The organism is Streptomyces sp. NPDC058665 (assembly GCF_042714995.1).
Lineage (GTDB): Bacteria > Actinomycetota > Actinomycetes > Streptomycetales > Streptomycetaceae > Streptomyces.
In genome coordinates this window covers 127,994-154,989 of sequence record NZ_JBHXRX010000010.1, presented here as the reverse complement: position 1 = coordinate 154,989, position 26,996 = coordinate 127,994, and the positions used below count along the sequence as shown (strand labels likewise).

The following is a 26,996-nucleotide window of genomic DNA, read 5'->3' as shown; positions in this document are numbered from 1 at the left end:
GATGCTTCTCCATAGAACGACGCTCGTGAAGCCGTTGCGGCGACTGGCGGCGACACTGTCCGCCGCGGCGCTCGGTGTCGGCCTGCTCGCGGGATGCGGTTCCGACTCGGCGGACAAGCCGAGCGACGACGCCCCCGCCGCCGCTTCCGGCGCGTTCCCGGTCACCGTGGAGCACGCGTTCGGATCCACAGAGGTCACCAAGGCCCCGAAGCGGGTCGTCTCCGTCGGCTACACCGACGACCAGGCCATCCTGGCGTTCGGCATCAAGCCGGTCGGCATGGTCGACCAGTACCCGAACCCGGCGGGCCAGTCCCCCGACATCAACACCCAGTGGCCCTGGGTGAAGGACAAGTGGGGCGACGCCCGCCCCGAAGTCATCATGAAGAACGGCGACTCGGGCCCCAACTACGAGAAGATCGCCGCCCTGCGCCCCGACCTGATCATCGCGGTCTACTCCGAGATCGACCAGGCCGCGTACGACAAGCTCTCCAAGATCGCCCCGACCGTGGGCCGTACCAAGGCCGAGAAGGAGCCCTTCAGCGCCCCTTGGCAGGACAACGCGGTCCATATCGCCAAGGCGCTCGGCAAGGAGGACGAGGGCACCGAGCTGGTGGGGGGCATCCAGGAGAAGCTCGACGCGGCCAAGAAGGCGCACCCCGAGTTCGCCGACCAGACCGCGGTCGTCATCTCCTGGTACAAGAACGCGATCTCGCCGTTCACCTCCACCGACGTACGCGGACAGCTGGTGACGGGCACCGGGTTCACGTACCAGACCAAGATCGATGACATCGCGGACGGCGGCTTCTCCACCGAGCTCTCGCCCGAGCGCATCGACCTGATCGACGTCGACCGCATCTTCGTGGTCAACGACAAGGCGGACACGGAGGCGCTGAACAAGTTCGAGCTGTTCGCCAACCTGCCCGCGGTCAAGAACAAGAAGGTGTCCTACCTGCTGGACAGCGAGGGTCCCGCGATCGGCGCGGCCATGTCCCAGGGCACCCTGCTCTCCCTGCCGTACGCGATCGACGAACTCGTCAAGTCGGTCAAGTAGATCGTAGATCGGTCGAGTAGAGATGACGATGGTGGTCAACCTGTTCCGCTCCCAGTCCAGTTCCGTGTCAGGACCGGTCTCCGGGTGAGCGCCGTCGGCACCCGCGCCGCTCCGGCGGCACTGCGTACGGCGAGCGGAGGCGAGGCCACCCGATGGGTCGTGGCGCACTGCCGCGAGACGCCATGGCTGACGCTGGCCACCGTGCTCACCACGGTGGCCGGCGCGGCGCTCCAGGTACTCCCGGTGCTTCTGCTGGGCCGGGTGGTCGACGGAGTGGTCGCGGGCGACTCACGCTCGGTCCTGGTCACGGTCGCGGTCCTGCTGGGGGCCGCCGCGCTGCTCGGCGCGGCGGCCACCGCCGCATCGACCTATCTGATCGGGCGCCTCGGCGCGGATCTGCTCGCACGGCTGCGGGAACACGCGGTCCGGGCCGTACTGGGAATGCCCAGCGCACGGATCGAACAGGTCGGCAGGGGCGATGTGTTGTCCCGCGTCGGCGACGACGTGGCCGTGCTGTCCAAGGGCATCCGGACAGCCATCCCCACCGTGTTCTCGGCGGGTGTGCTGGTCTTCATCGCCACCGTGGGGATGTTCGGACTGGACTGGCGGCTCGGCCTCGCGGGCGCCGGCGCCCTGCCCGCGTACGCGCTCGCCCTGCGCTGGTATCTCCCGAGGTCCGCCCCCCTCTACCGCGCACAGCGCGTCGCCCAGGCCGATCGCGCGCAGGCGCTGATCAGCGGACTGAACGGCATAGACACCGTACGGGCGTACCGCCTGGAGGAATCCGTCCGCGAGACGGTGACCCGGGAGTCGTGGCGGGTGCGCGATCTCGGTATCGAGGTGTTCCGGTTCTTCGGCCGTTTCGTCGGCAGGGAGAACCGGGCGGAGTTCATCGGGCTCGTCCTGATCCTTGTGGTGGGGTACGCCCTGCTGGAGGCCGACGCCGCGACTCTGGGCGAGGTGTCGGCGGCCCCCCTGATGTTCCACCGGCTCTTCACCCCGCTGGGCGCCATCATGTTCACCTTCGACGAGGCGCAGAAGTCGGGCGCGAGCCTGACCCGGCTGGTCGGCGTGCTGGGGGAGGACACCGAGGACCGGCTGGTCGGCGACGGTTCCGTCGCCCCGGCGGCGGAGTCCGTGCCGTATCCGGTGACGGTGGAGGGGCTGACGTTCAGCTATCCCGACACCGACGAGCCGGTCCTTCGGGACGTCAGCCTGACGATTCCGGCGGGCGGTTCACTCGCCCTGGTGGGGGCGACCGGCGCGGGCAAGTCCACCCTGGCCGCGCTGATCGCCGGCATCGGGACCCCGCAGGCCGGATCGGTACGGATCGGGCCGCACGATCTCGCGGCACTGGACGAGGCGGGCTCGCGCGCCCTGGTGAGCATCCTGACCCAGGAGACGCATGTGTTCTCCGGTCCGCTCGCCGACGACCTGCGGCTCGCCGCGCCCGAGGCGACAGATGCCCAACTCGTGGACGCTTTGCGGACAGTTGGCGCGGGCGAATGGGTCGAGGGGCTGCCCGACGGGCTGAACACCCTTGTCGGCGAGGGCGGCGAACGCCTGGATGTCACCAAGGTCGCCCAGATCGCCCTGGCCCGGCTGGTGTTGAGCCGGTCGCCGGTCGTGGTCCTCGACGAGTCGACCGCGGAGGCGGGCAGCGAGGGCGCCGCCGAGCTGGAACGGGCGGTGCTGGCCGCCTGTTCGGGCCGGACCACGCTGTTCGTCGCACACCGGCTGACCCAGGCGATGGCGGCGGACCGCATCGCCGTGCTGGACGCGGGACGCGTGGTGGAGCGGGGGACCCACCATGAACTGGTGGCCCTGGGAGGCCGGTACGCACGACTGTGGCGGGCGTGGCGGGAAGGTAGCTAGGCCGTCTTGATTAGGCGAGCCTAAGTTAGGTTAGGCTAACTTTCATGTCTGGAAGGGATGCTGAGTCTTCGATGATGGAACCGAGCGCTCGTCTCGTACTGCTCTCCGCCACAGGTCTGGCCGATGTACGCCGACGGGCCGGCGACCACTCCGACCGGACCATCGCGGAAGCGTGCGCCGTCGGCCTGTCGTACTGGGCGACGGGCCGGAGCCCCGACGGCCTGGACCTCGCCCCCGGCACGCTGTTCGCCGACGTCCTCGGCTGGATCGCCAACGGCGGTGCCGCGCCCGGCGATTGGCAGACCGGCACGGACGGCGCGGGCGCCTGGACCATCACCGTCCCCGACGGCGTCACGCCCGCCGACGCGCAACTCGCCCTGGACGACCTCGCCGACTTCCCCGACCGGCCCCTCGGCACCATCGCCCCGTCCGACGCGGCGGCCCGGATCCGGGCCCTGACCGGGTGGAACGACACCACGGCCGACCGGCACCGCCCGACCGTCGTGGAGATGTTCCGCGAGCAGGCGCGTACGAGGCCGGACGCCGTCGCCGTCGTGGACGACAACCGCTCCCTGACCTACCGTCAGACTGCCCAGCTCTCAAGCCAGTTGGCCCACCGTCTGATCGAACGCGGGCTCACCGCCGAACAGGTCGTCGGCATCTCGCTCGGCCGCTCCGCCGAGATGGTGATCGGGCTTCTCGCCGTGCTCCAGGCGGGCTGCGCGTTCGTACCGCTCGATCCGCAGTGGCCCGCAGCGCGCCGAGCCGTCGTCGTGGAGGACGCCCGGGTCGTCCTGCAACTCAACTCCTCGGGCGAGCCCGCTGAGGGAGAACCGGACGCCGAGGCCGTCGATCTCGACGCCTGGAAGTTCGGCTCCTTTCCCACCGAGGGCACCGGGATGTCCGTCTCCGGTGCCGCCCTGGCGTATGTGATCTTCACCTCCGGTTCGACCGGCCGCCCCAAGGGCGCGATGATCCGGCACGAGGCGATCAGCGAGCGCCTGCTCTGGCAGGTCGACGAGATCCTCGGCTTCGGCCACGACGACGCGTCGCTGTTCAAGGCGCCGTTGTCCTTCGACATCTCCATCAACGAGATCTTCCTGCCCCTCGTATCCGGCGGCCGGCTCGTCGTCCTGCGCCCCGGCGGCGAACGCGACCCGCACCAGCTGCTGAGCGTGATCGCCGAGCAGCGTGTCACCTTCACCTACCTGGTGTCGTCCATGCTGGACATCCTGCTGGAGATGGCCGGCGACTCCGGGCGCCTCGACAGCCTGCGCCATGTGTGGTGCGGCGGCGAGGTACTGACCCCGGAGCTGTACGAGCGGTTCCGCACCAAGCTCGACATCCCGCTGTACCACGGCTACGGCCCGGCCGAGACGACCATCGGTGTCTCGCACGTCATCTACCGGGGCGCGGCGGAACGCCTGTCGACATCGATCGGCAAGGCCAACCCCAACACCCAGTTGTACGTGCTGGACGACGAACTGCGCCCGGTCCCCGTCGGGGTCGGCGGCGAACTGTACGCGGGCGGCTTCCTCCTGGGGCGCGGGTACGTCAACGCGCCCGGCCTGACGGCGTCCCGGTTCGTGGCCAACCCGTTCGCCGACGACGGGTCCCGGCTGTACCGCACCGGCGACCTCGCCCGGTACGCCCCCGACGGGTCCCTGGACTTCCTCGGCCGGGCCGACAACCAGATCAAGATCCGCGGCATGCGGCTGGAGATCGAGGACGTCGAGGCCGGCCTCGCGGAATACCCCGCCGTACGCCACACCTGCGTCGTCGCGAAGAAGAACGCGGCGGGCGGCACCTATCTGGTCGGATACGTCATCCCGGCCGCCGGGAGCGAGGATCTGCGGGCGGAGCAGGTCAAGGCGTGGGCCACCGAGCACATGGTCGAGTACATGGTGCCCGCCCACACCGTCGTCATGAGGGAGTTCCCGCTCACCGCGAACGGCAAGCTCGACCGGAACGCCCTGCCCGAACCCGTGATCGGGACCGGCTCCCTCCTTCCGCCCGCCACCGAGGACGAGCGCGTGGTGTGCGAGGCGGTCGCGAAGCTGCTGCGGCTGGACGAGGTCGGGGTCAACCAGGACTTCTTCCAGCTCGGCGGCGACAGCATTCTGGCGATCTCGCTGCTGAGCGCGCTGCGCGAGGCGGGACTCTACGTCACGGCCCGTCAGATCTTCGCCAACAGCGACGTACGGGCACTGGCGGCGGTGGCGAGCCGTGAGGACGTCACCACCGTGGACCGCCGCGACGTGCCGACCGGCCCCGTCGTGGGATCACCCGTCGTGCAATGGCTGGGCGAGACGACGGACGCGATCGACGGCTTCGTACAGTCCGTCGTGCTCAACACACCGGCCGACCTCACCCCGGAAGCGCTCGACACGATCCTCGCCGCCGTCGTGGCACGTCACGACATGCTGCGCGCCGAACTGGTACGTGGCGACCGCTGGAGCTTCGACATTCCGCGGGCGGACATTCCGCGGGCGGCCGACGAGAGCCCCACGGGATGGCAGGACAGCGCCCTTTCGCTGGACGAGTGCGTGGCGCTCGCCACCGGCGGGCTCGCCCCGGACAACGGCGTGATGCTGCGCGCGGTCTGGCGCCGCGAGGCACGGCAACTGGTCGTCGCCGTCCATCATGTGGTGGTCGACGGTGTGTCCTGGCGGATCCTCATGGACGACCTCGCCACCGGCTGGCGTCAGTTCGCCTCGGGCGTGCCGGTCCAACTGCCCCCGGTGGGGACCTCGTTCCGGCGCTGGACGCAGTTGCTGGAGCGCGCCGCGTTCGACGCGGACAGCTCCTACTTCCGGCGTCCCCTGCCGGGCGCGGACGGACCGCTGGGCAGGCGCGAGCTCTCCGCGGACGACACCGTCGCCCGGGAGCGTACGACGACGGTCTCGGCAGGACCCGAGGTCACGGCCGCACTGCTGGGGGAGATCCCGGCGAAGTTCCACGCGGGCGTCAACGACGTCCTGTTGACCGCCCTCGCCGTCGCCCTCGCCCGCTGGCGCCGCGATCTCGGGCAGGACCAGACTCACGCGCACATCGAACTCGAAGGCCACGGCCGCGAGGGACGGTTCGTCGCGGGCTCCGCGGGCTTCGAGCCGGAACTGTCGCGCACCGTCGGCTGGTTCACCACGCTCTTCCCGGTGACAGTCGACCCCGGTACGGCGGGCGACTTCACCGCGCCCGGGTATCTGGCAGCCGCGCTCAAGGCGGTCAAGGAAGACCTCGCCCGCGTACCCGACAACGGCGTCTCCTACGGCGCCCTGCGATATCTGACCCGGTCGGAGTTCGACGCGCCGGCGCCACAGGTGCTCTTCAACTATCTGGGCCGCTTCGACGCCGGAGCCTCCGGCGACTGGCAACTCGCCGGAACCACCGGGCAGTTGGGTGAGAAGCGCGACCCGAGGATGCGCCTGCCGCGCGCCCTGGAGTTCAACGCGATCACCGAACCGGCCCCCAGCGGCGCGTACGAGCTGGTCACCACCGTGTCCTGGCCCGACGGAATGTTCACCGACGAGGACATCACGACCCTCGGCGAGTACTTCCGAAGTGCCCTCACCGGGCTGGCCGCCCTCGACCAGGGCGGCCACTCACCCAGCGACTTCCCCCTGGTGCCGCTCACCCAGGCCGATGTCGACAGCCTCGACGGCCCGGCGCTGCGGGACATCCTGCCGCTGACCCCGTTGCAGGAAGGCCTGTACTTCCACTCGGTCTTCGACGACGACTCGACGGGCAGCTACGTCGAGCAGCAACTCCTCACGCTGGACGGCGAGGTGGACGCCGACCGGCTCGCGGCGGCGGCCACCCGGCTGCTCGCCCTCTTCCCCAACCTGGCCGCCCGGTTCACCGCGCTCGCCGACGGCCGTGTGGTCTCCGTCCTGGACAGCGGTGTGGAAGCCCCCTTCACCACGCTGGAGCGCCCCGGCATCACCGAGGACGAGATCCGCGACCACGCCGAGCGGGACCGCGTCGCCGGATTCGACCTGGCCGCAGGGCCGCTGATGCGCTACACGCTCATCCGCGCCGGCGCGGGCCGGAGCATCCTCGTGCAGACGGTGCATCACATCATCGCCGACGGCTGGTCGGTGCCGCCGATGCTCCGCGCGCTGCTGGCCGAGTACGACGCTCCCGGCACCGTCTACCCGCTCGGCGGCTTCCCGGACTATCTGAGCTGGCTCGCCGACCGTGACGAGGACGAGAGCGACCGCGTATGGCGCGAGGAACTCGCCGAGCTGCCGGGCCCGTCCCTCGTCGCCGAGGGGCACACCCCCTCCGACCGGTTCGCGGACACGGCGCACGAGCCCGAGGACGACATCGACACGGCCGTCCGGACGGCCGGCGTACCCCTGAGCGTGGCCGTGCACAGCGCCTGGGCCGTGACGCTGGGCGGCATCCTGCGGAGCGAGGACGTCGTGTTCGGCTCCACGGTGTCCGGGCGCGACGCGGACGTGCCCGGCATCGGGGACATGGTCGGGCTGTTCATCAACACCATCCCCGTCCGAGCCCGTTGGGCGGCCGGCGACACGGGGCGCGATCTGCTCGCCGCCGTCAGGGAGCACCAGAGCGCCGTACTGCCCCACCAGCACGTGTCGCTCGCGAGGATCGGCCGACAGGCCGGTGTCGGCGCCCTGTTCGACACCCTCGTGGTGTTCGACGTCGCGACCGACGTGGCCGCGCTGCGCGGGCCCGGCGACGGGCTGGGCATCGCCGCCATCGTCAACGAGGGTGCCCCGCACTACCCGTTGACCCTGGTCGTGGAGCGCACGGGCGAAGGGCGCCCGCGCTTCAACCTGATCTACGACGGCGAACTGCTGCGGGAAGCCGGCGCCCAGGCGATCCTGGGTACGTTCACCCGGACCCTCACCGGCCTGCTCACCCGGCCCGACTCACTGGTCGCCGACCTGCCGCCCGGGACCGACCGGCTCCCCGCGCCGATCACCCCGGCCACGCTCGGCGGGCTGTTCGACGCCGCCGCGGACCGCGACCCGGCCGCCACCGCCGTCACCCAGTGCGCCATCGACGGGGGTACGCGCTCCCTGACCTACGGCGAACTGGCAGCCGCCAAGGACGAGTTGGCGTCCGTCCTGCGTACGGCCGGGGTCGGACCCGGCAAGCGGGTCGCCGTCGCCGTCCCGCGCTCCGTCGAACAGGTCGTGGCACTGGTCGCGGTCGTCACCGCGGGCGGCGCGTACGTGCCGCTCGACATGGCGTACCCGGACGAACGGCTGGAGTACATCCTCGCCGACGCAGCCCCGCAGGTCGTGCTCGTCGACCGTGAACAGCGGGACCGCTTCACCCGGTTGCTCACCCGGGCGGGCGTGCCCGCCCGCGTACTCGTCCAGGGCGACGAAGCGCCGGCCGGCCCGGCCGGGACCGCCGAGCCTCAGGCCGACTGGCACGACCCCGCGTACGTGATCTACACGTCCGGATCGACCGGCAGGCCCAAGGGAGTTGTCGTCCCGCACCGCAGTGTGGTGTCGCTGCTCGCCAACACCCAGCCCGACATGGACTTCGGCCCGCAGGACGTGTGGGCGCAGTTCCACTCCTTCTCCTTCGACTTCGCGGTCTGGGAGCTGTGGGGCGCCCTGGCACACGGCGCCGAACTGCTGGTGCCGGAGTACGGGCTGACGCGCTCCCCGGTCGACTTCCACCGGCTGGTGCGCGAGCGCGGGGTGACCGTGCTCAACCAGACCCCGTCCGCCTTCTACCAGTTCATCGAGGCCGACCGGCACGCCGGTGAACCGGTCACCGCCCTGCGCCGGATCATCTTCGGAGGCGAGGCGCTGGATCCCGGCCGGCTGCGCGGCTGGGTCGAACGGCACGGCACCGGCTCGCCGGAGCTGGTCAACATGTACGGCATCACCGAGACCACCGTCCATGTCACCCACCGGGTGCTGACCGGCGACGACTTCGGCCCCGGCGACGACGTCAGCCCGATCGGCGGCCCGATTCCCGGACTGGTCACCCATCTGCTGGACGACCGGCTGCGGCCGGTGCCGCCGGGCCGGGTGGGCGCCATCTACGTCGCCGGCGACCAGGTCTCCCTCGGCTATCTGGGCAGGCCCGGACTCACCGCGGGCCGGTTCGTGGCGAACCCGTTCGCGGACGACGGCTCCCGGATGTACCACACCGGTGACCTGGCCCGGCGCACGCTCGGCGGCGAGCTGGAGTTCACCGGCCGTGCCGACGACCAAGTGCAGCTCAAGGGCTTCCGTATCGAGCTGGGTGAAGTGGAGTCCGCCGTAAGGGAATTGGACGGTGTGGTCGACGTGGCCGTCACGGTCGCGGGGAGCGGTGACCACCTGGTCGCGCACGTCGTGGGCCGGGTGCCCGGCGACGCCGCCGCTCTGCTGGCCACGAAACTGCCCGCGCACATGGTGCCCGGCCGGGTGCTGCCGGTCGACGCCCTGCCGCTGACGGTCAACGGCAAGCTGGACCGCAAGGCCCTGACCGAGCGCGCCGCACAGGCGGAGTCGCGGACGCCCCCGGCCGAAGCCGCCGCCGAGGACGGCACCTCCCTGGCCACGGCCGATTCCGCGCTCGCAGCCCTGGTCGGCATCTTCGCCGACACGCTCCCCGAAACACTCCCCGGCACTTCCGTCCACGCGGACACCGACTTCTTCATGGCCGGGGGCGACAGCATCGTCGCCATCACCGTCATCAACCGGGCCAGGGCACTCGGCCTGCCGATAGCCCCCCGCGACGTGTTCCTCTTCCGGACACCGCGCGCCCTCGCCGAACACCTGGCCACGCGCGCACCGAGGGCCGAGACGCCCGCGCCCGCCCGCTGGGAGGACGGCCCGTTCACACCGACGCCGATCTTCCTGCGCCAGCGCGAACTGGGCGGCTCGCTCGACCGGTTCGCCCAGGCCAGGACAGTGGTCGCGGCTGAGGGCACCGGCTTCGCCGACGTGCTGCGCGCCGCGAACGCCGTCGTCGCCGCACACCCCGCACTGCGGCTGCGGCTGCGCGTCGAGCACGGTGTGTGGGCGCCGCGCACCGAACCCGCCCGCGAGGTCACCGTCGTCCGCGCGGACACCACCGACGCGACGGCCGCGGCCAACGAAGCCGCCGGACGGCTCGACCCCGAGGCCGGTGACGTCATCGCGTTCGCATGGCTGGAGGCGAGCCGCACCCTGGTCGTCACCGTCCACCACACCGCCGTCGACTCGGTGTCCTGGCTGGTACTCCTCGACGACCTGGCCACCGCCATGAGCGGCGGGGAACTGCCCGCGCCGACCACTTCGTACGCCGAGTACGCCGAAGCACTGGCCTCGTGGTCGGTCCGGGCGATCGACGGACTCGGGCACTGGATCAGCACGCTCGACGCCCCCGGGCTGCTGCCGGTGGTCGGGCGCCCGCGCGAGACCACCGTCGTCCTCGCGCCCGGCGTGAGCGACCTCGTGACCCGTGGCGCGACGTCCGCTCTCGGCCTGGGTCTCACCGAGTTGCTGTGCGGCGCCCTGCGCACCGCGCTGACACACATCCAGCGGACGCCCACCGATCTCGCGATCGAACTCGAACGGCACGGCCGGGTCCCCGCCCTCGACCACCACGACTACAGCCGTACGGTCGGCTGGTTCACCTCCATCGCGCCCGTACGGCTCACGGCGCACACCGACCCGGTAGCGGCGGCACGCGAGGTCGCCGAACGCCAGCCGGACGAGCGCGGACACGTGGCGTACGGCCAACTCCGCTATCTCAACCCGCAGACGGCCCCGCTGCTGACCGCCCGCCCGCAGGTGCTGTTCAACTACCTCGGCCGGGGCGGCGAGTCGGCGGCCCTGCGTCTCACCGCAGGCGATCAGGGCAGCCCGTACGCCGTCGAGGTCAACGCCTGGACCGATGACACCACCGGCTCCCTGCACGCGGCCTTCACCCTCGCCGACGGCATCCCCGACGCGATCACCGAGCACTGGCGCGGCGCGCTGGAGCAGATCGCCGACGCCGCCGCGACTGCCGAGCGCACGGCGCCTGTCACCCCCCTCCAGCGCGGCCTGTTCTTCCAGGCCCAGATGGCGGGCACGGCCGGACACTACGTCGCGCAGAGCTACTTCACCTTCGACCGGCGACTGGACACCGACGCGCTGGCCGATGCCATGGCGCACGTGATCGCGCGGCACCCGGTGGTGGGCGCCGGCTTCACCACCGACGACGACGGAAATCCGGTCCAGGTTTTCAAGGCGGGCCGTCGGGTCGGCGTCCGTACCGTCAGGCTGTCCACGGACGCGGAGATCGTTGAGCTGCGCGACCAGGACCGGGACACCGGGTTCGACCCCGGCGAACCACCACTGATCCGGCTGACCGTGGTGCGGCTGCCCGACGACCGGAACGGCCTGCTGCTGAGCTACCACCTGCTGCTGTGGGACGGCTGGTCCCGCGAGATCCTGCTGCGGGACCTGTTCGACGCCTACGAGTCCGTCGTCGCGGGCGAGCCTCTCGACGCGACCCCGGCCACGCCGAGCTTCGAGGAGTACGCGCGAACGCTCGACGCCAAGGACGCCGCCGTATCGGAACGCTTCTGGGCGGAGCACCTGGCCGGCCTCCCCGGCCCGACCCTGCTCGCCGGAGTGGCGCCGACCCTTTCGGACGACCTGCCGGACGCGCTCACGCGCACCCTCCCGGCCGAACTGTCCGACCGGCTGCGGGAAGCGGCCAAGACGCACGGCGTCACCCTCAACTCGGTGCTCACCGGCGCCTTCGGCCTTCTCCTCGGCGCGCACACCGGCCGGAGCGACGCCGTGTTCGGTGTGACCGTCTCCGGTCGCGAGGGCGAGGATCTGTCCGGCATCGTCGGTGTGCTCCTCAACACCGTGCCGATGTGGACGCGCCCACGGCCCGACGACTCCGTCCGCGACTACCTGACGGCCGTACAGACGGCCAGGGTCGAGGCGATGGAGCACGAGCATCTGGGACTCGGCGAGATCCAGCGCGCCAGCGGGCACGACACCCTGTTCGACAATCTGTTCGTGCTCCAGAACTTCCTGGACATGGACGCCTTCGCCGAGATGAACGCCAGGCACGGCATCGAATCGGTCAAGGCCGACGACTCCACGCACTACCCGTTCACCTGGGTCGTCACCCCCGGCGACCGGCTCACGGTCAAGCTGGAGCACCGCGACGGCGACAACGGGAACGCCCGTCGCCTCCTGGACGACTACCTGCGCGTGCTCGACGACCTGGCCCGGTCGGCAGGGCCGGTGGGCGCTCTGCGGGGGGTGGGACAGGAGCCCTCGCGGGGTGAGCGCACGGAGGTCGGCACGGACACCGTCGTGGACCGGTTCGACCAGGCGGCGGACCGTGATCCCGAGCGGGTCGCGCTCGTCGCCGACGGCTCCACCATGACGTTCGCGGGGCTCCGGGACCGCAGCCGCGCGGTGGCGGGCGTGCTCGCCGGGCGGGGCATCGGCCCCGAGACGACCGTGGCTCTCGCGGTTCCGCGTTCGCTCGACTCGATCGTGGCGCTGTTCGCCGTGCTGCGTGTCGGCGCGGCGTACGTTCCCCTGGAGCTGGACCACCCGGACGAGCGGATCGCCGCGATCGTCGCGGACGCCCGCCCCGACGTGACGCTCACCGTGAGCGCCGTGTCCCCCCGGCTCACCGGCGACCTGATCGAACTGGACCGGCCTCTCCCGGAGGCGGAGCCGTACACGACGTTCGCCCCGGACGACCCGGACCGGCTGCGGCACCCCGCGTACACGATCTACACCTCGGGATCGACAGGCAAGCCCAAGGGCGTGGTCACCGAGTACGCCGGGCTCACCAACATGCTGATCAACCATCAGCGCCGGATCTTCGAGCCCGTCCTCGCGGAGCACGGCCACCGGACCTTCCGGATCGCCCACACCGTGTCGTTCGCGTTCGACATGTCGTGGGAGGAGCTGCTCTGGCTCGCCGACGGCCACGAAGTGCACATCTGTGACGAGGAGTTGCGCCGTGACGCGCCCCGTCTCGTCGAGTACTGCCTCGATCACGGGATCGACGTCATCAACGTGACGCCCACCTACGCGCAGCAGTTGGTGGCCGAGGGGCTGCTCGACAACCCCGAACGGCGGCCGGCGCTGGTGCTGCTCGGCGGCGAGGCGGTCACGCCCACGCTCTGGCAGCGGCTCGCCGAGACCGACGGCACGGCGGGCTACAACCTGTACGGACCCACCGAGTACACCATCAACACCCTTGGCGTCGGCACCTTCGAATGCCAGGACCCGGTGGTGGGTGTGGCGATCGACAACACCGAGGTGTACGTACTGGACCAGTGGCTGCGGCCCCTGCCGGACGGAGTGCCCGGTGAGCTGTACGTGTCGGGCATCGGCATCGCGCGCGGCTACCTCGGGCAGTCCGCCCAGACCGCCCACCGCTTCGTCGCCTGCCCGTTCGGCGAACCGGGCGAGCGCATGTACCGCACCGGCGACCTGGTTCTCCGGCGGCCCGACGGGAACCTGACGTATCTGGGCCGTACCGACCAGCAGGTCAAGATCCGGGGCCACCGGGTCGAACTGGGCGAGGTCGAGGCCGCGTTCGCGGCGCACCGGGCCGTACGGTTCGCCGCCGCGGTCGCCCAGCCCGACCCGCAGGTCGACGGCGCCTACCGGCTGGCCGCGTATCTCGTGCTGGACGGCTCGGACTTGGCGGAGGTCGCCGCCGAAGTGGGCGCCGCGCTGCCGGACTTCCTGCGTCCGACGCATTACGCCCAGGTCGACGGCATCCCGCTGACGGTGAACGGGAAGGCTGACACGAAGGCGTTGCCGGAGGCCAAGCCGCTCGGCGCGCTGACCACGGCGGGCGAGCGCGGCCCGGAGACGGAGACCGAGACCACGGTCTGCGAGTTCTTCGCCGAGGCCCTAGACCTGGACGACGACGAGGTGAGCGCGGTGGGCGACTTCGTGTCCCTCGGCGGGCACTCCATGCTGGCGGTGCGGCTGATCGGGCTGCTCCGCCGCGAGTACGGACCTGTGGTCACCATCCGTGATCTGCTGACCCTGCGAACCCCGGAAGCGATTGCCCGCCACCTTGACGAAAACATCTGACACCCAGCGGTCCCGACCCGGGGCCGGCATCCTGCGGACCGCGCTGCGCCGCAACGTAGGCGCGATGACCCGCGGCACGGTCCTCATGGGCCTGTACCAGGCGGGGGAGACGGCCTTTCCCATCGCGCTCGGCCTGATCGTCGAGCACACCATGCAGGACCGGAGCCCCCGGGCTCTCGGTCTGTCGATCGCCGCGCTGGCCGTGATCATCACGACCGTGTCGCTGTCGTGGCGGTTCGGCATGCGCACCCTGCAGAAGGCCAACACGACGGAGGCGCACCGCTGGCGGGTGCGGGTGGCGGAGTGCGGACTCCAGCCGGTGGCCAGGGACGTCGACCTGAAGTCCGGCGAGGTGCTGACCATCGCCACCGAGGACGCCGACCAGACCGCCGACATCGTCGAGGTGGTGCCGCTGCTGATCAGCTCGCTGGTCGCGGTGGTCGTCGCGGCGGTCGCGCTGGGTATGGCCGACATCCGGCTCGGTCTGCTGGTGATCGCGGGGACCGTCGCGATCCTGTCGATCCTGGCCGTGATGTCACGGCGGATCGGCGCCAGTACGCGGGAGCAGCAGGCCAGGGTGGCGCGGGCGGGCGCGAAGGTCGCCGACCTGATCACCGGCCTGCGCCCGCTGCACGGCTTCGGCGGCAACCACGCGGCGTTCCTCTCGTACCGCGAGGTCAGCTCGGACGCGAAGCGCCAGGCGATCACCGTCGCCAGGGTGAACGGCGCCTACGCGGGCACCGCGCTGGCGCTCAACGCGGTCCTCGCCGCCGCGGTGACCCTGACGGCCGGCTGGCTGGCGTTCGGCGGCCGGATCAGCATCGGGGAACTCGTCATGGCCGTGGGCCTCGCGCAGTTCATCATCGAACCGCTCAAACTCTTCTCGGAGATGCCGAAGTACGTGATGATGGCGCGCGCGTCGGCCGAGCGCATGGCGCTGGTGCTGTCCGCGCCGCCGGTGACGACCCCGGGGGCGGAGCGTCCCGCCCCGGGCGGGGACCTGGAGATCGACTGCGTACGGTACGGGAGCCTGCGTCAGCTGAAGTTCCAGGTGCCGGCGGGCGAGTTCGTGGCGATCGCCGTCTATCAGCCGCGCGCCGCCGCCGATCTCGCGTCGGTCCTCGCCGTCAACGTCCCCCCGGACGCGTACGAGGGCACGGTACGGGTCGGCGGGCAGGCCATCACGGACCTGTCGGTCGAGGCGGTCCGCGAGCACCTGCTGGTGAACCCGTACGACGCTGAGATCTTCGCGGGCACCCTCCGCACGAACATCGACCCCTCGGGCACCAGCCCGCTGGTCCCCGAGGCGGTCGAGGCGTCCATGCTGACCGATGTGGTGGCACTGCACCGTGACGGGCTGGACTACGGCGTCCGCGACCGGGGCGCGAACCTCTCCGGGGGACAGCGCCAACGGCTGTCCCTGGCCCGCGCGTTGGCCGCCGACAGCGACGTGCTGGTGCTGCACGATCCGACGACGGCGGTCGACGCGGTCACCGAGCAGCTCATCGCGCGCAACATCGCGAAGCTGCGGCGTGGCCGTACGACCGTCGTCCTCACCAGCAGTCCGGCGCTGCTGGACGCCGCCGACCGTGTCCTCGTCCTGGATGACGGCGCCATCACGGCCGAGGACACGCACCGGAACCTGCTCGCCACGGACGAGGAGTACTGCCTGGCCGTGGCGCGGTGAACTGCCGTGCCCTGCCGGAGACCTCGTCCTGCCGGCGGCGCGGTGTCCCGGGCGGGGCTCCGCTCAGTCGAGCGCCCAGGCGACATCCCTGACCAGGGCGTGCCGCCAGCCCACCCGGTCGTGGCCCGACGGCGACCGGGACACGCGCACGGTCGCACCGGCCTCTTCGGCCAGGGTCTCGGTCAGCGCGCAGTGGGGCAGCATCGCCGTCTCGTGTTCCCCCACGTCGAACGCGCACCGCAGCCCGGACAGGTCGGGGAGCTCCCGCAGGCGCTCCGCGAGTGTGCCGCCGACCGGCCCGCCCAGGGGGTCCGCCTGAGCCATGGCCCCGGGCGTCCACCAGAACGACCCCGACTGGCAGGCGACCCGGGAGACCAGGTCCGGGAACTCAAGCGCCGCGTACAGCGCGCTCAGCCCGCCGAGGCTCTGTCCGGCGACCACCAGCCGGTCGAGGTCGGCGGGTACGCCGGTCTCCGCCACCAGCGGCAGCAGTTCGTCCCGTACGGCCTCCCACAGCTCCGGCCGGCACCCGAACTCGGCCTCCCTGTCCTTGGTCGGCAGGAAGACCAGGGTGGCGGGGGGCATCTCACCACTGGCGACGGCCGAGTCGAACGCGGTCATGGCCGGGTGCAGATACAGCCAGTCGTCCCCGTCGAGCAGGAGGACCACCGGTCCGCCGCCGCCTGCCGGATGGACCCGTACGGTGCGCCGGCCGCCGAGCCGTTCGCTGCTCCAGCGGACGCGGGTACGGGGGAGTGGCAGGACGTCGTCGGTGCCGACGGCCGGCCAGTGTGGCTGAGGAGTACTGTCCGGGACCGCAGCCACGGACCGGTCGCCGCCGGCGCCGTCCGGGTTGAACGGATCCGCGAACGTGGCTTCTCCCGCGAGGAGTTGATAGGTCACCCGCAGCCGCGCCGGCATGGGCACCTCGGCGTACCAGCAGTCCGTCCCGCGCCATCTTCGCAGGGGAACGGGATCCGACCAGCTCTCGAAGACGACGCTCGCCGGAGATCCGCGCCACAGGAACAGGGCCAGCCAGCCGCCGTCGTCGGCGGGCACCGCGACGGGCGTCCGCGCCGCCGCCCAGAACTCGTCCGTGCCTGGTTCGCCGGGCAGTCCGAAAGCGACGAAGGCGTTGTCCTCGTCGGCCGCGAGGCGCATGAACGTCTCCTTGTGAGAGGGAAGGGGAAACGTTAGGCTCCCCTTTGATTAGGCGAGCCTAACCTAACGTTAGGTCTCCCTTCTGTTGGACCCTAGGAGGCACTGAGACATGAACACCAACCCCTTCGACGACCCCGAAGGCCGTTTCCTGGTCCTGGTGAACGACGAGGGGCAGCACTCGCTCTGGCCGTCCTTCGCCGAGGTGCCCGGGGGATGGAAGATCGTCCTGGCCGAGAACTCCCGTGACACGTGCCTGGAGTTCATCGAGACCCACTGGACCGATCTGCGTCCCCGGTCCCTCGCGGCGTCCTCGGACGGCTGACCTTCCGGGAGCGGTACGCCACCGATGCTCTGCGCCAGACTGACGAACGCGCGCTTTCTCACCATGGATCCGGACCACCCCGTCGCCCATGACCTGGGCATCTGGCGGGGCCGGATCGTGGGTTTGGACGAGGCCGTGACCTCGCTGCCCGCGCGTGAGGTGATCGACCTTCAGGGCGCCACCGTGCTCCCCGGGTTCATCGACGCCCATGTCCATCTGGCCTGGGCGGGGCTCAAGGAGAACACCCTGAGCGTCGCGGGCCTCACCCGGATCGAGGACGTGCTCGCCGTCGTGGCCGGGGCCGTCGCCCGCGAGCGCTCACCGGGTGCCTGGGTGAGCGTCGCGGGCTACGACCAGCGGGCTCTCGGCCGTCATCTGACCGCCGCCGAACTGGACATGGTCAGCCTCGGACACAAGGTGTTCCTGCTGCACGACTCGGGGCACGGCTGCGTGGTCAACTCCGCCGTTCTCGGGCTGCTTCCCGCCGCCCTTCCGCACGAGAACGGCTTCCTCGCCGAGGGCGCGATGGGCGCCGCCCGCGCTCTGCGCCCGCCCCACACCCAGCGGGAGCTCGCGGAGGCGATCGGGCGCGCCGGCCGGACCTGTCTGGCCGAGGGCGTCACCGCCTGCGCCGAGGCCGGTATCGGCGGCACCCTCTTCGGCCACAGCCCCGTCGAGCTGGGTGCCTACCAACTCGCCCGCGAAGAAGGCCTGTTGCCACTGCGGGTGCAGCTCATGGTGGCCGCCGAGCGGCTGCGCCCGGCCGCCGGGCACGAGGCCGACGGCATTCCCCGGGCGCTCGACCTCGGCCTGCGCACCGGGTTCGGCGACGGGCGGCTATCCGTGGGCGCGCTGAAGGTCTACACGGACGGCGGGATGATGGCCCGGACCGCAGCGCTCGGTGACCCGTACGAAGGACTCGGCCACACCGGCCAGTTGCAGGACGACCCGGACGTGCTCGCCGACACGATCGTGGACGGACATCTCGCCGGCTGGCAGCTCGCCGTCCACGCCATCGGCGACCGCGCGGCCCAACTCGCCCTGGACGCCCTGGAACGGGCCCAGCGCCTGCGACCGCGCCCCGGCGCCAGGCACCGGGTCGAACACGCGGGACTGATCCGCCCCGACCAGCTCCCGCGCTTCGCGCGGCTCGGGCTCAGCGCCGTCGTCCAGCCCGGCTTCCTGCGGTACTTCGGGGACGACTACGCGGCGGTCATGGGCGCGGAACGGGCCCCGTGGCTCTACCGGGGCAGGGCGTTCCTGGACCACGGCATCCCCCTCGTCGGCAGCTCCGACCGGCCCGTCACGGACGGATCCCCGCTGCGAGCGGTGCAGTTCATGGTCGAACGCGCCTCCGAGTCGGGGCAGTTGATCGGCCCGGAGGAGGGCATCACCGTGGCCGAGGCACTACACGCCTACACGGTCGCAGGCGCCTTCGCCTGCCACTGGGAGGAGCACGTGGGAAGTCTCACCCCGGGCAAGTTCGCCGATCTGGTGGTGCTCGGGGACGACCCCCTGCGCGTCGACACCTCCCGGATCGGAGACATCGAGGTGGTGGCGACGTACGTCGACGGCAGCCCGACGGAGAAGCAGCCCGACGGAGAAGACGGCCGAGGCTGCCCCGAGCTGGACTCGCAAGTAAGGTAAAGCTAACCTAATCTCGTTTGTTTCGTCGGAGTGACACGGCGTCTAGCCGCTTCTCCGATCGTGGAACCGAGGAAGGAAAGCCTTGATCACGGCTACGCCGCCCGCCCCGCTGCCGTACGCGCCGTACGCGCCCCTCGCGCCGACGCCCTCCGTACGTCCCGCCCGCGCGCGGGACGCGCCCGCGCTCGCCGCGCTGTCCCAACCCTTCGTGCGATCAGGGGCGTTGCGGGAACGGCCCGCCTCGCTCTACGCCACCCACGCCGCCGACTTCCTTGTGACGCGGAGCCGCCCCGAAGGCCCGCTCGACGGCTGCGTGGGCCTGCGCGTGCACCCGGCGGGCCCGGGGGAGGGCGGTCGCGGAGCGGTGGGCGTTCTCTACAACTTCTGTGTGGCCGGGCAGCGGCAGGGGCACGGAGTGGGGGCCGCCCTCCTGCGTGCCGTGCTGGCCGTGGCGCGCGCCCGGTCGCTGGGCGCGCTGTACACGGCGACGACCGGCGGCGGTGGCCTGTTCCTCCGGTACGGCTTCGCGCCCACGACGGCGCTTCTGGCGCCTCCGGCGTGGGCCGAGTCCCTGGATCCCCGGCGCAACGCGCGGATTCTCACGAAGGCTCTGTGACCTCGATGGTCAACTCCCCGGCTCGTTCGGCCCGTTCGGCAGGGCGGGCCGGGGATCAGCCGGTGCCGGGAACCACCGTGGTGCCGGGACCGGTCGTGTCGAGCACGCCTCGCAGTACGGCGTGCGGCACGCGCCCGTCCAGTACCTGGGCCCGTCCCACACCGCCTCGGACGGCCCGCAGGCAGCCCTCCATCTTCGGCAGCATCCCGCCTGCCAGCCCCGGCAGCATCCCGTCCAGCGCGTCGGCGGTCACGCGCTCGATCACCTCGGTGCTGTGCGGCCAGTTCTCGTACAGCCCCGCCACATCGGTGAGCATCACCAGCCGCTCGGCGCCGAGGGCCACGGCCAGGGCCGAGGCCGCGAGATCGGCGTTGACGTTGTAGACCTCTCCGCCCTCGCCGCGGGCCACCGGGGAGACCACCGGGATATGGCCGTCCTTCAGGAGGGCGTGCGTCATGCCCGGGTTCACGTCCACGATGTCGCCCACGAGGCCGATGTCGACCGGCCGGCCGTCCACCCTGGCCGACCGCCGTACGGCTGTCATCGTGTGCGCGTCCTCACCGGTCATGCCCACGGCGAAGGGAGGCCCGCAGGCGTTGATGTGGCCGACCAGCTCCCGTTGGACCCTGCCCGCCAGCACCATGCGTACGACATCCATGGTCTCCGGCGTGGTCACCCGCAGGCCCGCCTCGAACCGGGTCTCCAGGCCGAGGCGGTCGAGCATCGCGCTGATCTGAGGGCCGCCGCCGTGCACGACGACCGGGCGCAGGCCCGCGTGCCACAACTCCACGACGTCCTGGGCGAATGTGCGCCGGAGTTCGGTGTCCACCATGGCGTTGCCGCCGAACTTGACGACGACTACGGCGCCGGCCGGGCTCAGGCCGGCACTTGTACCGTTCACGAGCTGTACGTGCTCCGGCAGGGGCGTCGCGGCCCGCTCGGTCATGGTCTCCGGCTCCAGTGGTGTCGGTGGGTAAAGGGGCAGGCTGCGGGAGACCCCGTCCAAGCGTTCGTTAGCTTAGCCTAACCTAAATAACAACTCAGGCGTCGCCTTGGCTGGTTGCGGGCTCCCCTTGTCTTGTTGAAGGTGCAACCATTGGCCGGTCTCTGGCCGTGGGCCCGAGCGCTCTCCCCAACTCCCCACAAAGGCGGACCACATGACCCTGCGTATGCTCCAACCCACCGGAACCGCCGCCGCTGTGACGGCCGGCGCTCTGCTCGGCCTGCTGGCCGTGGCACCCTCCGCGACGGCGAGCGCGCCGGCCGGCGAGGCCTCCTTCTACACGGGAGCCCAGCAGACCGGGGACAAGACCGCGGTCGACTTGGAAGCGGTCGGCGTCTGCCAGTCACTGACGCGGTCGGCCCTGTCGGCCGTCAATCTGTCCGACCGGAACATCGAAGTCTTCTTCCGCCCGGAGTGCGAGACCGGAACACCCGCCGCGGCCGGCGACATCTCCTACGTACTCGGCAGCCTCCACACCGGGTCGTTCCCCTTCCCGGCCCTGAGCTACCGGGTCCGCCCCGCGGTCTGAGCCGGCCCCGCCGGAACCGATCACCATGCGGGCCGCGTCTGTGGCTGGCATGGGCGGATATCCAGCGGGACGGGACCTGAGCACCACTTCACGGACGGCCGGCGGTGCCGGATGTCTCCTCGCCGTCCTCGGTGCGGCGGCGGCGCCGCTCGTATGGGCACCACAGGCGCAGCTGAGTATCGAGGGCGGGTTCGAGGGCAGCGCCCGTGATCTGAGCGTGCTCTATGTCGACCTCCCGCTCATCGCGCTCGGCGGCGCCCTGCTGCCTCTTCTGGCCTGGGCCCTGACCAGGCGTTGGACGGGCAGGCCCTGGGTCGCGGTACTCGTCGCCGTGACCGCGCTCGCGCTCGGGATCTGGGGCCTCACGCAGTGGTGGACCCCACGGCACGGAGACCCGGGCGACGCCCTCGGCATCTGACGCTCCGGTCACCCGACCGGACGCGCTGGGCAGGGCCCCGGCGGCCCAGGGCCGCCAAGATGGAGCGTGCCGGGCCCCCTCCGCCGCATGGGCGAGGTCGGTGATGCCCGGCGTACGTGTGACGTCCGTGCACCGGTGCCCCGTGCGAGGAGAGGTATGACCGAGACCGAATCCGAGAGGGCCGGGAGCGGTCGGCCCTCGGCGCAGCCCGGCCCGATCCCCGTACCCGACCTCCGGCTCGTCGGGGCCAACCCGGATTTCTGGTACCCCGTCGAGCTGTCCAAGAAGGTGCGCAGGAGGCGGGTGCTCGCCACCGCGTTCGCCGGTGAACGCATCGCGCTCTACCGGGGAGACAGTGGCACCGTCTACGCGATCGAGGACCGGTGCGCCCACCGCCAGGTGCCGCTCAGCATGGGCGTCGTGGAGGGCGAGAAGCTCCGTTGCTGCTATCACGCGTGGGCGTACCGCGGCGACGGCCGTATCTCGCAGATCCCGTATCTGTCCAAAGGCGACGGGCGCCCGCCGCGTGGCGTACGCGGTTACCCCGTCCGTGAGGCGTACGGCCTGGTGTACGTCTTCCCCGGCGACCCGGAGAAGGCGGTGGCCACCCCGCTGCCCGAGCTGCCGGCCTTCGGCTCGCCGAAGTACCGGACCATGACCTTCTCCCGGACCGTGCGCTGCCACTACTCGTTCATGCACGAGAACCTGCTCGACATGAACCACCAGTTCCTCCACCGTGGCGTCGTCGGCAAGCTCCACCCCGAGCTGCTCGGATACGAGACGGACGCGCGGTCCGTGGAGGCCAGGTACCTGTTCACCCACACCGGGGGGAAACGGAACCGCGGCGCCGGCCTGCTGGCCAACGAGGGCATCGGCGGAGGCAACTCCAGCGACGTCATGACCATCCGCACCGGATACCCGTACCAGACCCTCGACCTGGTCCCGGAGGGCGCGGACCATCCCGCCTTCCGTCTCTGGGTCGCGTACGTCCCCGAGGACGCGGAGCAGCGCAGGTGTCACGCCTACGGCCTTCTCATGATCGAGAAGCCGGGCATTCCCGGCGCCCTCCAGCTGGCCTGGCCGCTCATCAGGCGCTTCACCGAGCGGGTGTTCGCGGAGGACCGCCTGGCCGTCGAGGCCGAGCAGCGGGCGTGGGACGAGCAGGGCAGGGACCTCAACCACGAGATCTTCCCCCTGATCCTCGATCTCCGTGAGGTGCTGCGGACCAACGGCGTCCCCATCGACCCCCGGGCCGCCGCCTGTGGCACCGCCGCGGCGTGCGACGGCCGGGCCCCGACCCTCGGGGACCGCCCTGCGGCGCGCCGCTGAGATCTAACGGACAAACAGGGATGAAATGGAGGGATGTATTCATTTCGTAGCCTGCGGCGGGAGAACTGAGATGCGCGTGATGCTCGTTCACCCGAGTGCGCTGATGTACTCGGAGATCTTTCTGCGGCTGGAGCCCCTGGGCCTGGAACGCGTCGCCGCGGCGGCCCGCGACGCGGGCCACGAGGTCCGGGTGGTGGACCTGCAGGTGCTCTCCCGCTCGTTCCTCGACCGGGAGATGGCCGAGTTCGCCCCGGAGGCGCTGGGCATCTCACTGAACTACCTCGCGAACGTCCCCGAGGCGATCGAGCTCGCGCACCAGGCCAAGGCCATGTTCCCCGGGTGCTTCGTCTTCTTCGGCGGGCACAGCATCTCGTTCATCGCCGAGCATGTGCTGGCGCAGGCCGACGGAGCGGTCGACGCGATCGTCAGAGGAGAGGGCGAGCCCGCCGTTCCGCTCCTGCTGGACGCGGCACGGGACGGCGGGCTGAAGTCGGTCCCCGGCGTCGTCTGCGCGGAGGGCCGGGGGCCGGCCCCCAAGCTGCTGGACACCCTGGACGAGCCTCTGCCGGCCCGCGACCTGATGCGCAAACGCAACCGTTACTTCATCGGCGAGCTCGACCCGTGCGCCTCCATCGAGTTCACCCGAGGCTGCCCCTGGGACTGCTCGTTCTGCTCCGCGTGGACGTTCTACGGACGCAGTTACCGCAAGGCGTCCCCGCAGGCCGCCGGGGCGGAGATGGCGTCGATCCGGGAACCGAACGTCTTCATCGTCGACGACGTGGCGTTCATCCGGCCCGAGCACGGCCACGGCATCGCCGCCGAACTGGAACGCCGCAAGATCCGCAAGCGCTACTACCTGGAGACCCGCAGCGATGTGCTCCTGCGGAACACGGAGGTCTTCGAACGATGGGCGCGGCTCGGACTGCGCTACATGTTCCTGGGCATGGAGGCGATCGACGCCGAAGGGCTCGATCTCTACCGCAAGCGCGTCACCCCGGACGACAACTTCCGGGCCCTGGAGCTGGCGCGCAGCATGGGCATCGTGGTGGCCATCAACCTGATCGTCGATCCCGCGTGGGACGAGGAACGGTTCCGGGTGGTACGCGAGTTCGCGCTCGCCGTACCGGAGATCGTGCACCTCACCGTGATGACGCCCTATCCCGGCACCGAGATCTGGCACACGGAGGCCCGCCAGCTCACGACGCGTGACTACCGGCTCTTCGACATCCAGCACGCCGTCGTTCCCACCACGCTGCCCCTGGACGTCTTCTACCGCGAACTGGTGCGCACCCAGGCGGTCATCAACCGCAAACACCTGGGCCTGCGCACGGCGTTCGGCGCGCTGGGCGTCCTCGGCCGCAACCTGATGCGCGGCCAGACCAACTTCGCCCGCATGCTCTGGAAGTTCGGCAGCGTCTACAATGTCCAGCGCCAACTCGCCGACCACCAGCGGCTTGTGCGGTACGAACTGCCGCTGCCGCCCGCCCGCGAAGCCCCTGTGGGCCGGGAGGAGCTGTACATCCACACGAAGGCCGCCACCCACTCCCGCCGCCAGACCGACCCGGAGCCCGAGCCCGGCTGACGGGCCCGCCGAACAACAGGACTTGGGACGGTTACGACGCCACCGGCTCCAGCCGCTCCTCAACGGTGTCTGCAGCACCGTCAACAACGACTGGACCTGCCAACGGGGACCGGCGCGAGCCGCTGGAGTTGGGTGACATGGCTGGGGTTCAGCTCGTCGAGCGAGCCCACCCCGAGCAGCTTCATCGTGCGGCGAAGCTGATCCGCGAGGATCCAGACCGCCCGGTCGACGCCTTCGCGGCCGCCGGCCATGAGGCCGTAGAGGTAGGCGCGGCCGATCATCGTGAAGCGCGCGCCCAGCGCGACACTCGCGGCGATGTCCGCGCCCGACATGATCCCCGTGTCGACGCCGACCTCGACGTCCCCGCCCACCTCGCGCACCACGTGCGGCAGAAGCCGGAAGGGGATGGGCGCGCGGTCGAGCTGCCGTCCACCGTGGTTGGAGAGCACGATCGCGTCGACGCCGAGATCAGCCAGCTTGCGGGCGTCCTCGACGGACTGGACACCCTTGATCGCGATCTTCCCCGGCCACATGCCCCGGAACACATCGAGGTCCTCGACTCGGACGGCCTCATCCATCTCCGAGGCGGTGGAGATCACCGAACTCCGCGCGGTCATCGAGGGGTTGTGCGCGGCGAAGGCGGCCCAGCGCGCCACCGCCGGTGAACGCGCCGAACTGCGGACTCTGGACGCCCGGATGCGCGCGGCCGTCGAGGCCGGGGACACCACGGCGTACAGGAATCTGAGCGAGACGGGGCACCAGGCGATCAGGGAGATAGCGGCGCAGGCGACGGCGGTCGACGTGCTCGACCGGCTCCGCTACCGCGGCGTCCGCTACCAGTTCAGCGTGGCGCGGCTGCCCGGCCGCCCCCGGCAGGGCGCCGAGGAGCACAGCGCCATCGTGGAAGCGGTCGTCGCGGGGAAGGCGGACAAGGCGGAGTACGAGATGCGCTCGCATCTGAGGAGCGTGATTGGCGCGCTGTACGACCTCCAGAGCCACGGGGGTCTGTACGGCGTCCCGGGGTCGACGGAGCGCGCGGCACCGCTCAAACTCCCCTGACGAGCGGGCGGGTTGCGGCCCGAACGTCTGTGGCCCGAGCCGCTTTTCGCGGCTTGGGCCACAGATGTGCACGGACAGATCAGACATCGCGCTGTCCCGCTATGTCCCGTGCCGTGCGGGCGGCTCTCCTCTCCGTGTCGGCGAGGGCGCCGCCGCCCACCCCGAACAGCCCCTGGCGAAGGAACACGGCGAGTCCGTGCGCGGCGCCGGCGACACGGAGCAGCAGGTCGAACGCGTCGTCCGGGTCCGGGGCCAGCCGGCGGACCACGGGCAGCAGGATCCCGGCCACCTCGTCGCCCGCCGCGGCCAGCCCGGCGAACTTCGACTTGTCGAGGCCCGCGTTGAAGGTGATGTCGAAGAGGGCCGGCTCCTCGGCCGCGAAGCGGACATAGGCGGAAGCGAAAGCGGCCAGCTGCTCGACGGGGTCCGCACTGCCGCCGACAGCCACGGCGAACCGGTCCCGCTGCTCGCGGTATCCCTTCGCGGCGAGCTCGGCCAGCAGCGTCTCCCGGTCGGCGAAGTGCTTGTACGGCGCCGCGACGCTCACCCCCGCCCGGCGGCTGGCCTCGGCCAGGGTGAATCCGTGCGGCCCCCGCTCCCCGACCAGGTCGAGCGCCGCACGCAGCAGCGCGTTGCGCAGATCTCCGTGATGGTGGCCGACGGGGCGCCGCTCGACAGGAGGAGTCATGGGTTAAGGTTAACATCGCTTACTAGGTAATAGCCATTAACCATGGGGGCCGTCATGACCACTGTCCGTTTCCACCACATCAGCCTCTCGGTCGCCGACCTCTCCGCCCAGGAAGCCTGGTACGGCGACGCCTTCGGGCTCACGCGGGTGGAGGAGCGCCTGGAGATGCCGGAAGCGGGTCTGCGTACCGTCGTCCTGAGTGACGGGGCGGGCCTGCGCGTGGAATTCGTCCAACGGCCCGGGTCGGCCCCGGCCTCGTACACCGACCCCTTCGCCGCCACCGCCGTGCAGACCTTCACGCACCTGGCGCTTCAAGTCCCGGATCTCGACGCCGTGTTCGCGCGCCTGACCACCGAATGCGGCGCGACCCAGGTCTCGTCCCCCGGACCCGGCGTGAGCGAGGGCATGCGCTACGCGTACGTCGCCGATCCGGAGGGCAACCTGCTGGAGCTGATCGAGACGAATCAGCGAGGCTGAGAGGCGAGGAGCAGGGCCGTCGCGCTCGCGGCGTCGGTGATCTCTCCCGTACGCACCGCCGCGACCGCGTCGGGCAGCGAACGCCGGTGGACGGTCATGCCGGCTTCCGCCCCGTCCCTGCGCATCGTGCCGGGCCGCAGATCGGTGGCGAGCATGAGATGGGTGCGCGCGGTGGTGAGGCCGGGCAAGGGGTCGATCACGCCCAGTGTGTCCACGTGCGCGGCGGTCAGACCCGTCTCCTCCTCCAGCTCGCGCAGGGCGGCCCGGTAGGGGTTCTCGCCGTCCGTCCCGCCGCCGGGAAGATGAAGCATCCGGCGGCGCTGGAGATAGAAGTCGTCCTCGACCAGGACGACTTGGCCGTCTGTGTCGAGTGCGACGACGCGTACGCCGTCATCGACCGAGACATGTTCGTACGCGCCGGCCGTACCGTCCGGCAGCCGCACCGCGTCCCGACGTACCGTCAGAACCGGCCCCCGGTGCACGATTTCCGACCCCAGCAACTCCCACCCCATA

18 protein-coding genes are annotated in these 26,996 nt (G+C 71.1%); 13 read left to right on the top strand and 5 right to left on the bottom strand.

Annotation, left to right across the window (positions count from 1 at the left end; translation table 11 throughout):
• Window position 1 precedes the first annotated feature (1 nt).
• The 4 genes from ACFWV8_RS09130 (at window position 2) to ACFWV8_RS09115 (ending at window position 15,652) form a co-directional block, all read left to right on the top strand.
• Window positions 2–1,051, top strand: a complete 1,050-nt coding sequence (locus ACFWV8_RS09130; protein WP_384199098.1) for an iron-siderophore ABC transporter substrate-binding protein — start codon at window positions 2–4, stop codon at window positions 1,049–1,051.
• An 84-nt stretch (window positions 1,052–1,135) separates the two neighbouring features.
• Window positions 1,136–2,926, top strand: coding sequence for an ABC transporter ATP-binding protein (locus tag ACFWV8_RS09125; RefSeq protein WP_384199097.1), 1,791 nt, complete (start codon window positions 1,136–1,138; stop codon window positions 2,924–2,926).
• 71 nt (window positions 2,927–2,997) lie between these two features.
• Window positions 2,998–13,965: an amino acid adenylation domain-containing protein gene (locus tag ACFWV8_RS09120; RefSeq protein ID WP_384199116.1), complete on the top strand. Its 10,968-nt coding sequence runs from the start codon at window positions 2,998–3,000 to the stop codon at window positions 13,963–13,965.
• 64 nt (window positions 13,966–14,029) lie between these two features.
• Complete coding sequence (locus ACFWV8_RS09115) at window positions 14,030–15,652, top strand: ABC transporter ATP-binding protein (RefSeq protein ID WP_384199096.1); 1,623 nt, start codon at window positions 14,030–14,032, stop codon at window positions 15,650–15,652.
• 63 nt (window positions 15,653–15,715) lie between these two features.
• Here ACFWV8_RS09115 and ACFWV8_RS09110 read toward each other — a convergent pair whose 3' ends face one another.
• Window positions 15,716–16,813 (bottom strand): alpha/beta hydrolase-fold protein, encoded by a 1,098-nt coding sequence (locus ACFWV8_RS09110; protein WP_384199095.1) that lies wholly within the window; start codon window positions 16,811–16,813, stop codon window positions 15,716–15,718.
• A 109-nt stretch (window positions 16,814–16,922) separates the two neighbouring features.
• On the opposite strand from ACFWV8_RS09110, the gene ACFWV8_RS09105 reads away from it, so the two are divergent.
• The 3 genes from ACFWV8_RS09105 to ACFWV8_RS09095 all read left to right on the top strand — a co-directional run bounded on the left by ACFWV8_RS09105 (window position 16,923) and on the right by ACFWV8_RS09095 (window position 19,398).
• A complete protein-coding gene (locus ACFWV8_RS09105) occupies window positions 16,923–17,135 on the top strand; it encodes an MbtH family protein (RefSeq protein ID WP_384199094.1) in 213 nt (70 codons plus the stop codon).
• A gap of 24 nt (window positions 17,136–17,159) precedes the next feature.
• Window positions 17,160–18,782: an amidohydrolase gene (locus ACFWV8_RS09100; protein ID WP_384199093.1), complete on the top strand. Its 1,623-nt coding sequence runs from the start codon at window positions 17,160–17,162 to the stop codon at window positions 18,780–18,782.
• A gap of 82 nt (window positions 18,783–18,864) precedes the next feature.
• The gene (locus ACFWV8_RS09095; RefSeq protein ID WP_384199092.1) at window positions 18,865–19,398 is read left to right on the top strand and encodes a GNAT family N-acetyltransferase; all 534 of its coding nucleotides are present in this window, start codon (window positions 18,865–18,867) and stop codon (window positions 19,396–19,398) included.
• A gap of 55 nt (window positions 19,399–19,453) precedes the next feature.
• Here the strand turns inward: ACFWV8_RS09095 and argB are convergent, their stop codons facing one another.
• Window positions 19,454–20,344, bottom strand: coding sequence for an acetylglutamate kinase (gene argB / locus ACFWV8_RS09090; RefSeq protein WP_384199091.1), 891 nt, complete (start codon window positions 20,342–20,344; stop codon window positions 19,454–19,456).
• 211 nt (window positions 20,345–20,555) lie between these two features.
• On the opposite strand from argB, the gene ACFWV8_RS09085 reads away from it, so the two are divergent.
• The 4 genes from ACFWV8_RS09085 to hpnR all read left to right on the top strand — a co-directional run bounded on the left by ACFWV8_RS09085 (window position 20,556) and on the right by hpnR (window position 24,259).
• Entirely contained in the window at window positions 20,556–20,930 is a 375-nt protein-coding gene (locus tag ACFWV8_RS09085) for a hypothetical protein (RefSeq protein WP_384199090.1), read from the top strand.
• Between the two features lie 49 nt (window positions 20,931–20,979).
• Window positions 20,980–21,348: a hypothetical protein gene (locus ACFWV8_RS09080; RefSeq protein WP_384199089.1), complete on the top strand. Its 369-nt coding sequence runs from the start codon at window positions 20,980–20,982 to the stop codon at window positions 21,346–21,348.
• Between the two features lie 156 nt (window positions 21,349–21,504).
• On the top strand, window positions 21,505–22,677 hold the full coding sequence (locus tag ACFWV8_RS09075) for a Rieske 2Fe-2S domain-containing protein (RefSeq protein WP_384199088.1): 1,173 nt from the start codon (window positions 21,505–21,507) through the stop codon (window positions 22,675–22,677).
• Between the two features lie 70 nt (window positions 22,678–22,747).
• Entirely contained in the window at window positions 22,748–24,259 is a 1,512-nt protein-coding gene (gene hpnR / locus ACFWV8_RS09070) for a hopanoid C-3 methylase HpnR (RefSeq protein WP_384199087.1), read from the top strand.
• A gap of 80 nt (window positions 24,260–24,339) precedes the next feature.
• Here hpnR and ACFWV8_RS09065 read toward each other — a convergent pair whose 3' ends face one another.
• Window positions 24,340–24,876: an alpha-hydroxy acid oxidase gene (locus ACFWV8_RS09065; protein WP_384199086.1), complete on the bottom strand. Its 537-nt coding sequence runs from the start codon at window positions 24,874–24,876 to the stop codon at window positions 24,340–24,342.
• On the opposite strand from ACFWV8_RS09065, the gene ACFWV8_RS09060 reads away from it, so the two are divergent.
• A complete protein-coding gene (locus ACFWV8_RS09060; protein WP_384199085.1) occupies window positions 24,848–25,318 on the top strand; it encodes a GntR family transcriptional regulator in 471 nt (156 codons plus the stop codon). The two genes, ACFWV8_RS09065 and ACFWV8_RS09060, sit on opposite strands and share 29 nt — an antisense overlap.
• A gap of 79 nt (window positions 25,319–25,397) precedes the next feature.
• On the opposite strand, the gene ACFWV8_RS09055 is transcribed toward ACFWV8_RS09060, so the two are convergent.
• On the bottom strand, window positions 25,398–26,006 hold the full coding sequence (locus ACFWV8_RS09055) for a TetR/AcrR family transcriptional regulator (RefSeq protein WP_384199084.1): 609 nt from the start codon (window positions 26,004–26,006) through the stop codon (window positions 25,398–25,400).
• A gap of 54 nt (window positions 26,007–26,060) precedes the next feature.
• Between ACFWV8_RS09055 and ACFWV8_RS09050 the strand changes: the two genes are divergently transcribed.
• Window positions 26,061–26,483: a VOC family protein gene (locus ACFWV8_RS09050; RefSeq protein WP_384199083.1), complete on the top strand. Its 423-nt coding sequence runs from the start codon at window positions 26,061–26,063 to the stop codon at window positions 26,481–26,483.
• Here ACFWV8_RS09050 and ACFWV8_RS09045 read toward each other — a convergent pair.
• Window positions 26,471–26,995 carry an NUDIX domain-containing protein gene (locus ACFWV8_RS09045; RefSeq protein ID WP_384199082.1) on the bottom strand — a complete coding sequence of 175 codons (525 nt, stop codon included), beginning with the start codon at window positions 26,993–26,995 and terminating at the stop codon, window positions 26,471–26,473. The two genes, ACFWV8_RS09050 and ACFWV8_RS09045, sit on opposite strands and share 13 nt — an antisense overlap.
• Window position 26,996: the final 1 nt, after the last annotated feature.

Bases quoted from the DNA above. Each gene is read 5' to 3' on its own strand.
- ACFWV8_RS09105 (WP_384199094.1), top strand. From the start codon at position 16,923: ATGAACACCAACCCCTTCGACGACCCCGAAGGCCGTTTCCTGGTCCTG.
- ACFWV8_RS09065 (WP_384199086.1), bottom strand. From the start codon at position 24,876: ATGACCGCGCGGAGTTCGGTGATCTCCACCGCCTCGGAGATGGATGAG.
- argB (WP_384199091.1), bottom strand. From the start codon at position 20,344: ATGACCGAGCGGGCCGCGACGCCCCTGCCGGAGCACGTACAGCTCGTG.
- ACFWV8_RS09055 (WP_384199084.1), bottom strand. From the start codon at position 26,006: ATGACTCCTCCTGTCGAGCGGCGCCCCGTCGGCCACCATCACGGAGAT.
- ACFWV8_RS09075 (WP_384199088.1), top strand. From the start codon at position 21,505: ATGACCGAGACCGAATCCGAGAGGGCCGGGAGCGGTCGGCCCTCGGCG.
- ACFWV8_RS09120 (WP_384199116.1), top strand. From the start codon at position 2,998: ATGATGGAACCGAGCGCTCGTCTCGTACTGCTCTCCGCCACAGGTCTG.
- hpnR (WP_384199087.1), top strand. From the start codon at position 22,748: ATGCGCGTGATGCTCGTTCACCCGAGTGCGCTGATGTACTCGGAGATC.
- ACFWV8_RS09130 (WP_384199098.1), top strand. From the start codon at position 2: ATGCTTCTCCATAGAACGACGCTCGTGAAGCCGTTGCGGCGACTGGCG.
- ACFWV8_RS09110 (WP_384199095.1), bottom strand. From the start codon at position 16,813: ATGCGCCTCGCGGCCGACGAGGACAACGCCTTCGTCGCTTTCGGACTG.
- ACFWV8_RS09045 (WP_384199082.1), bottom strand. From the start codon at position 26,995: ATGGGGTGGGAGTTGCTGGGGTCGGAAATCGTGCACCGGGGGCCGGTT.
- ACFWV8_RS09085 (WP_384199090.1), top strand. From the start codon at position 20,556: ATGACCCTGCGTATGCTCCAACCCACCGGAACCGCCGCCGCTGTGACG.
- ACFWV8_RS09050 (WP_384199083.1), top strand. From the start codon at position 26,061: ATGACCACTGTCCGTTTCCACCACATCAGCCTCTCGGTCGCCGACCTC.
- ACFWV8_RS09080 (WP_384199089.1), top strand. From the start codon at position 20,980: ATGGGCGGATATCCAGCGGGACGGGACCTGAGCACCACTTCACGGACG.
- ACFWV8_RS09100 (WP_384199093.1), top strand. From the start codon at position 17,160: ATGCTCTGCGCCAGACTGACGAACGCGCGCTTTCTCACCATGGATCCG.
- ACFWV8_RS09115 (WP_384199096.1), top strand. From the start codon at position 14,030: ATGACCCGCGGCACGGTCCTCATGGGCCTGTACCAGGCGGGGGAGACG.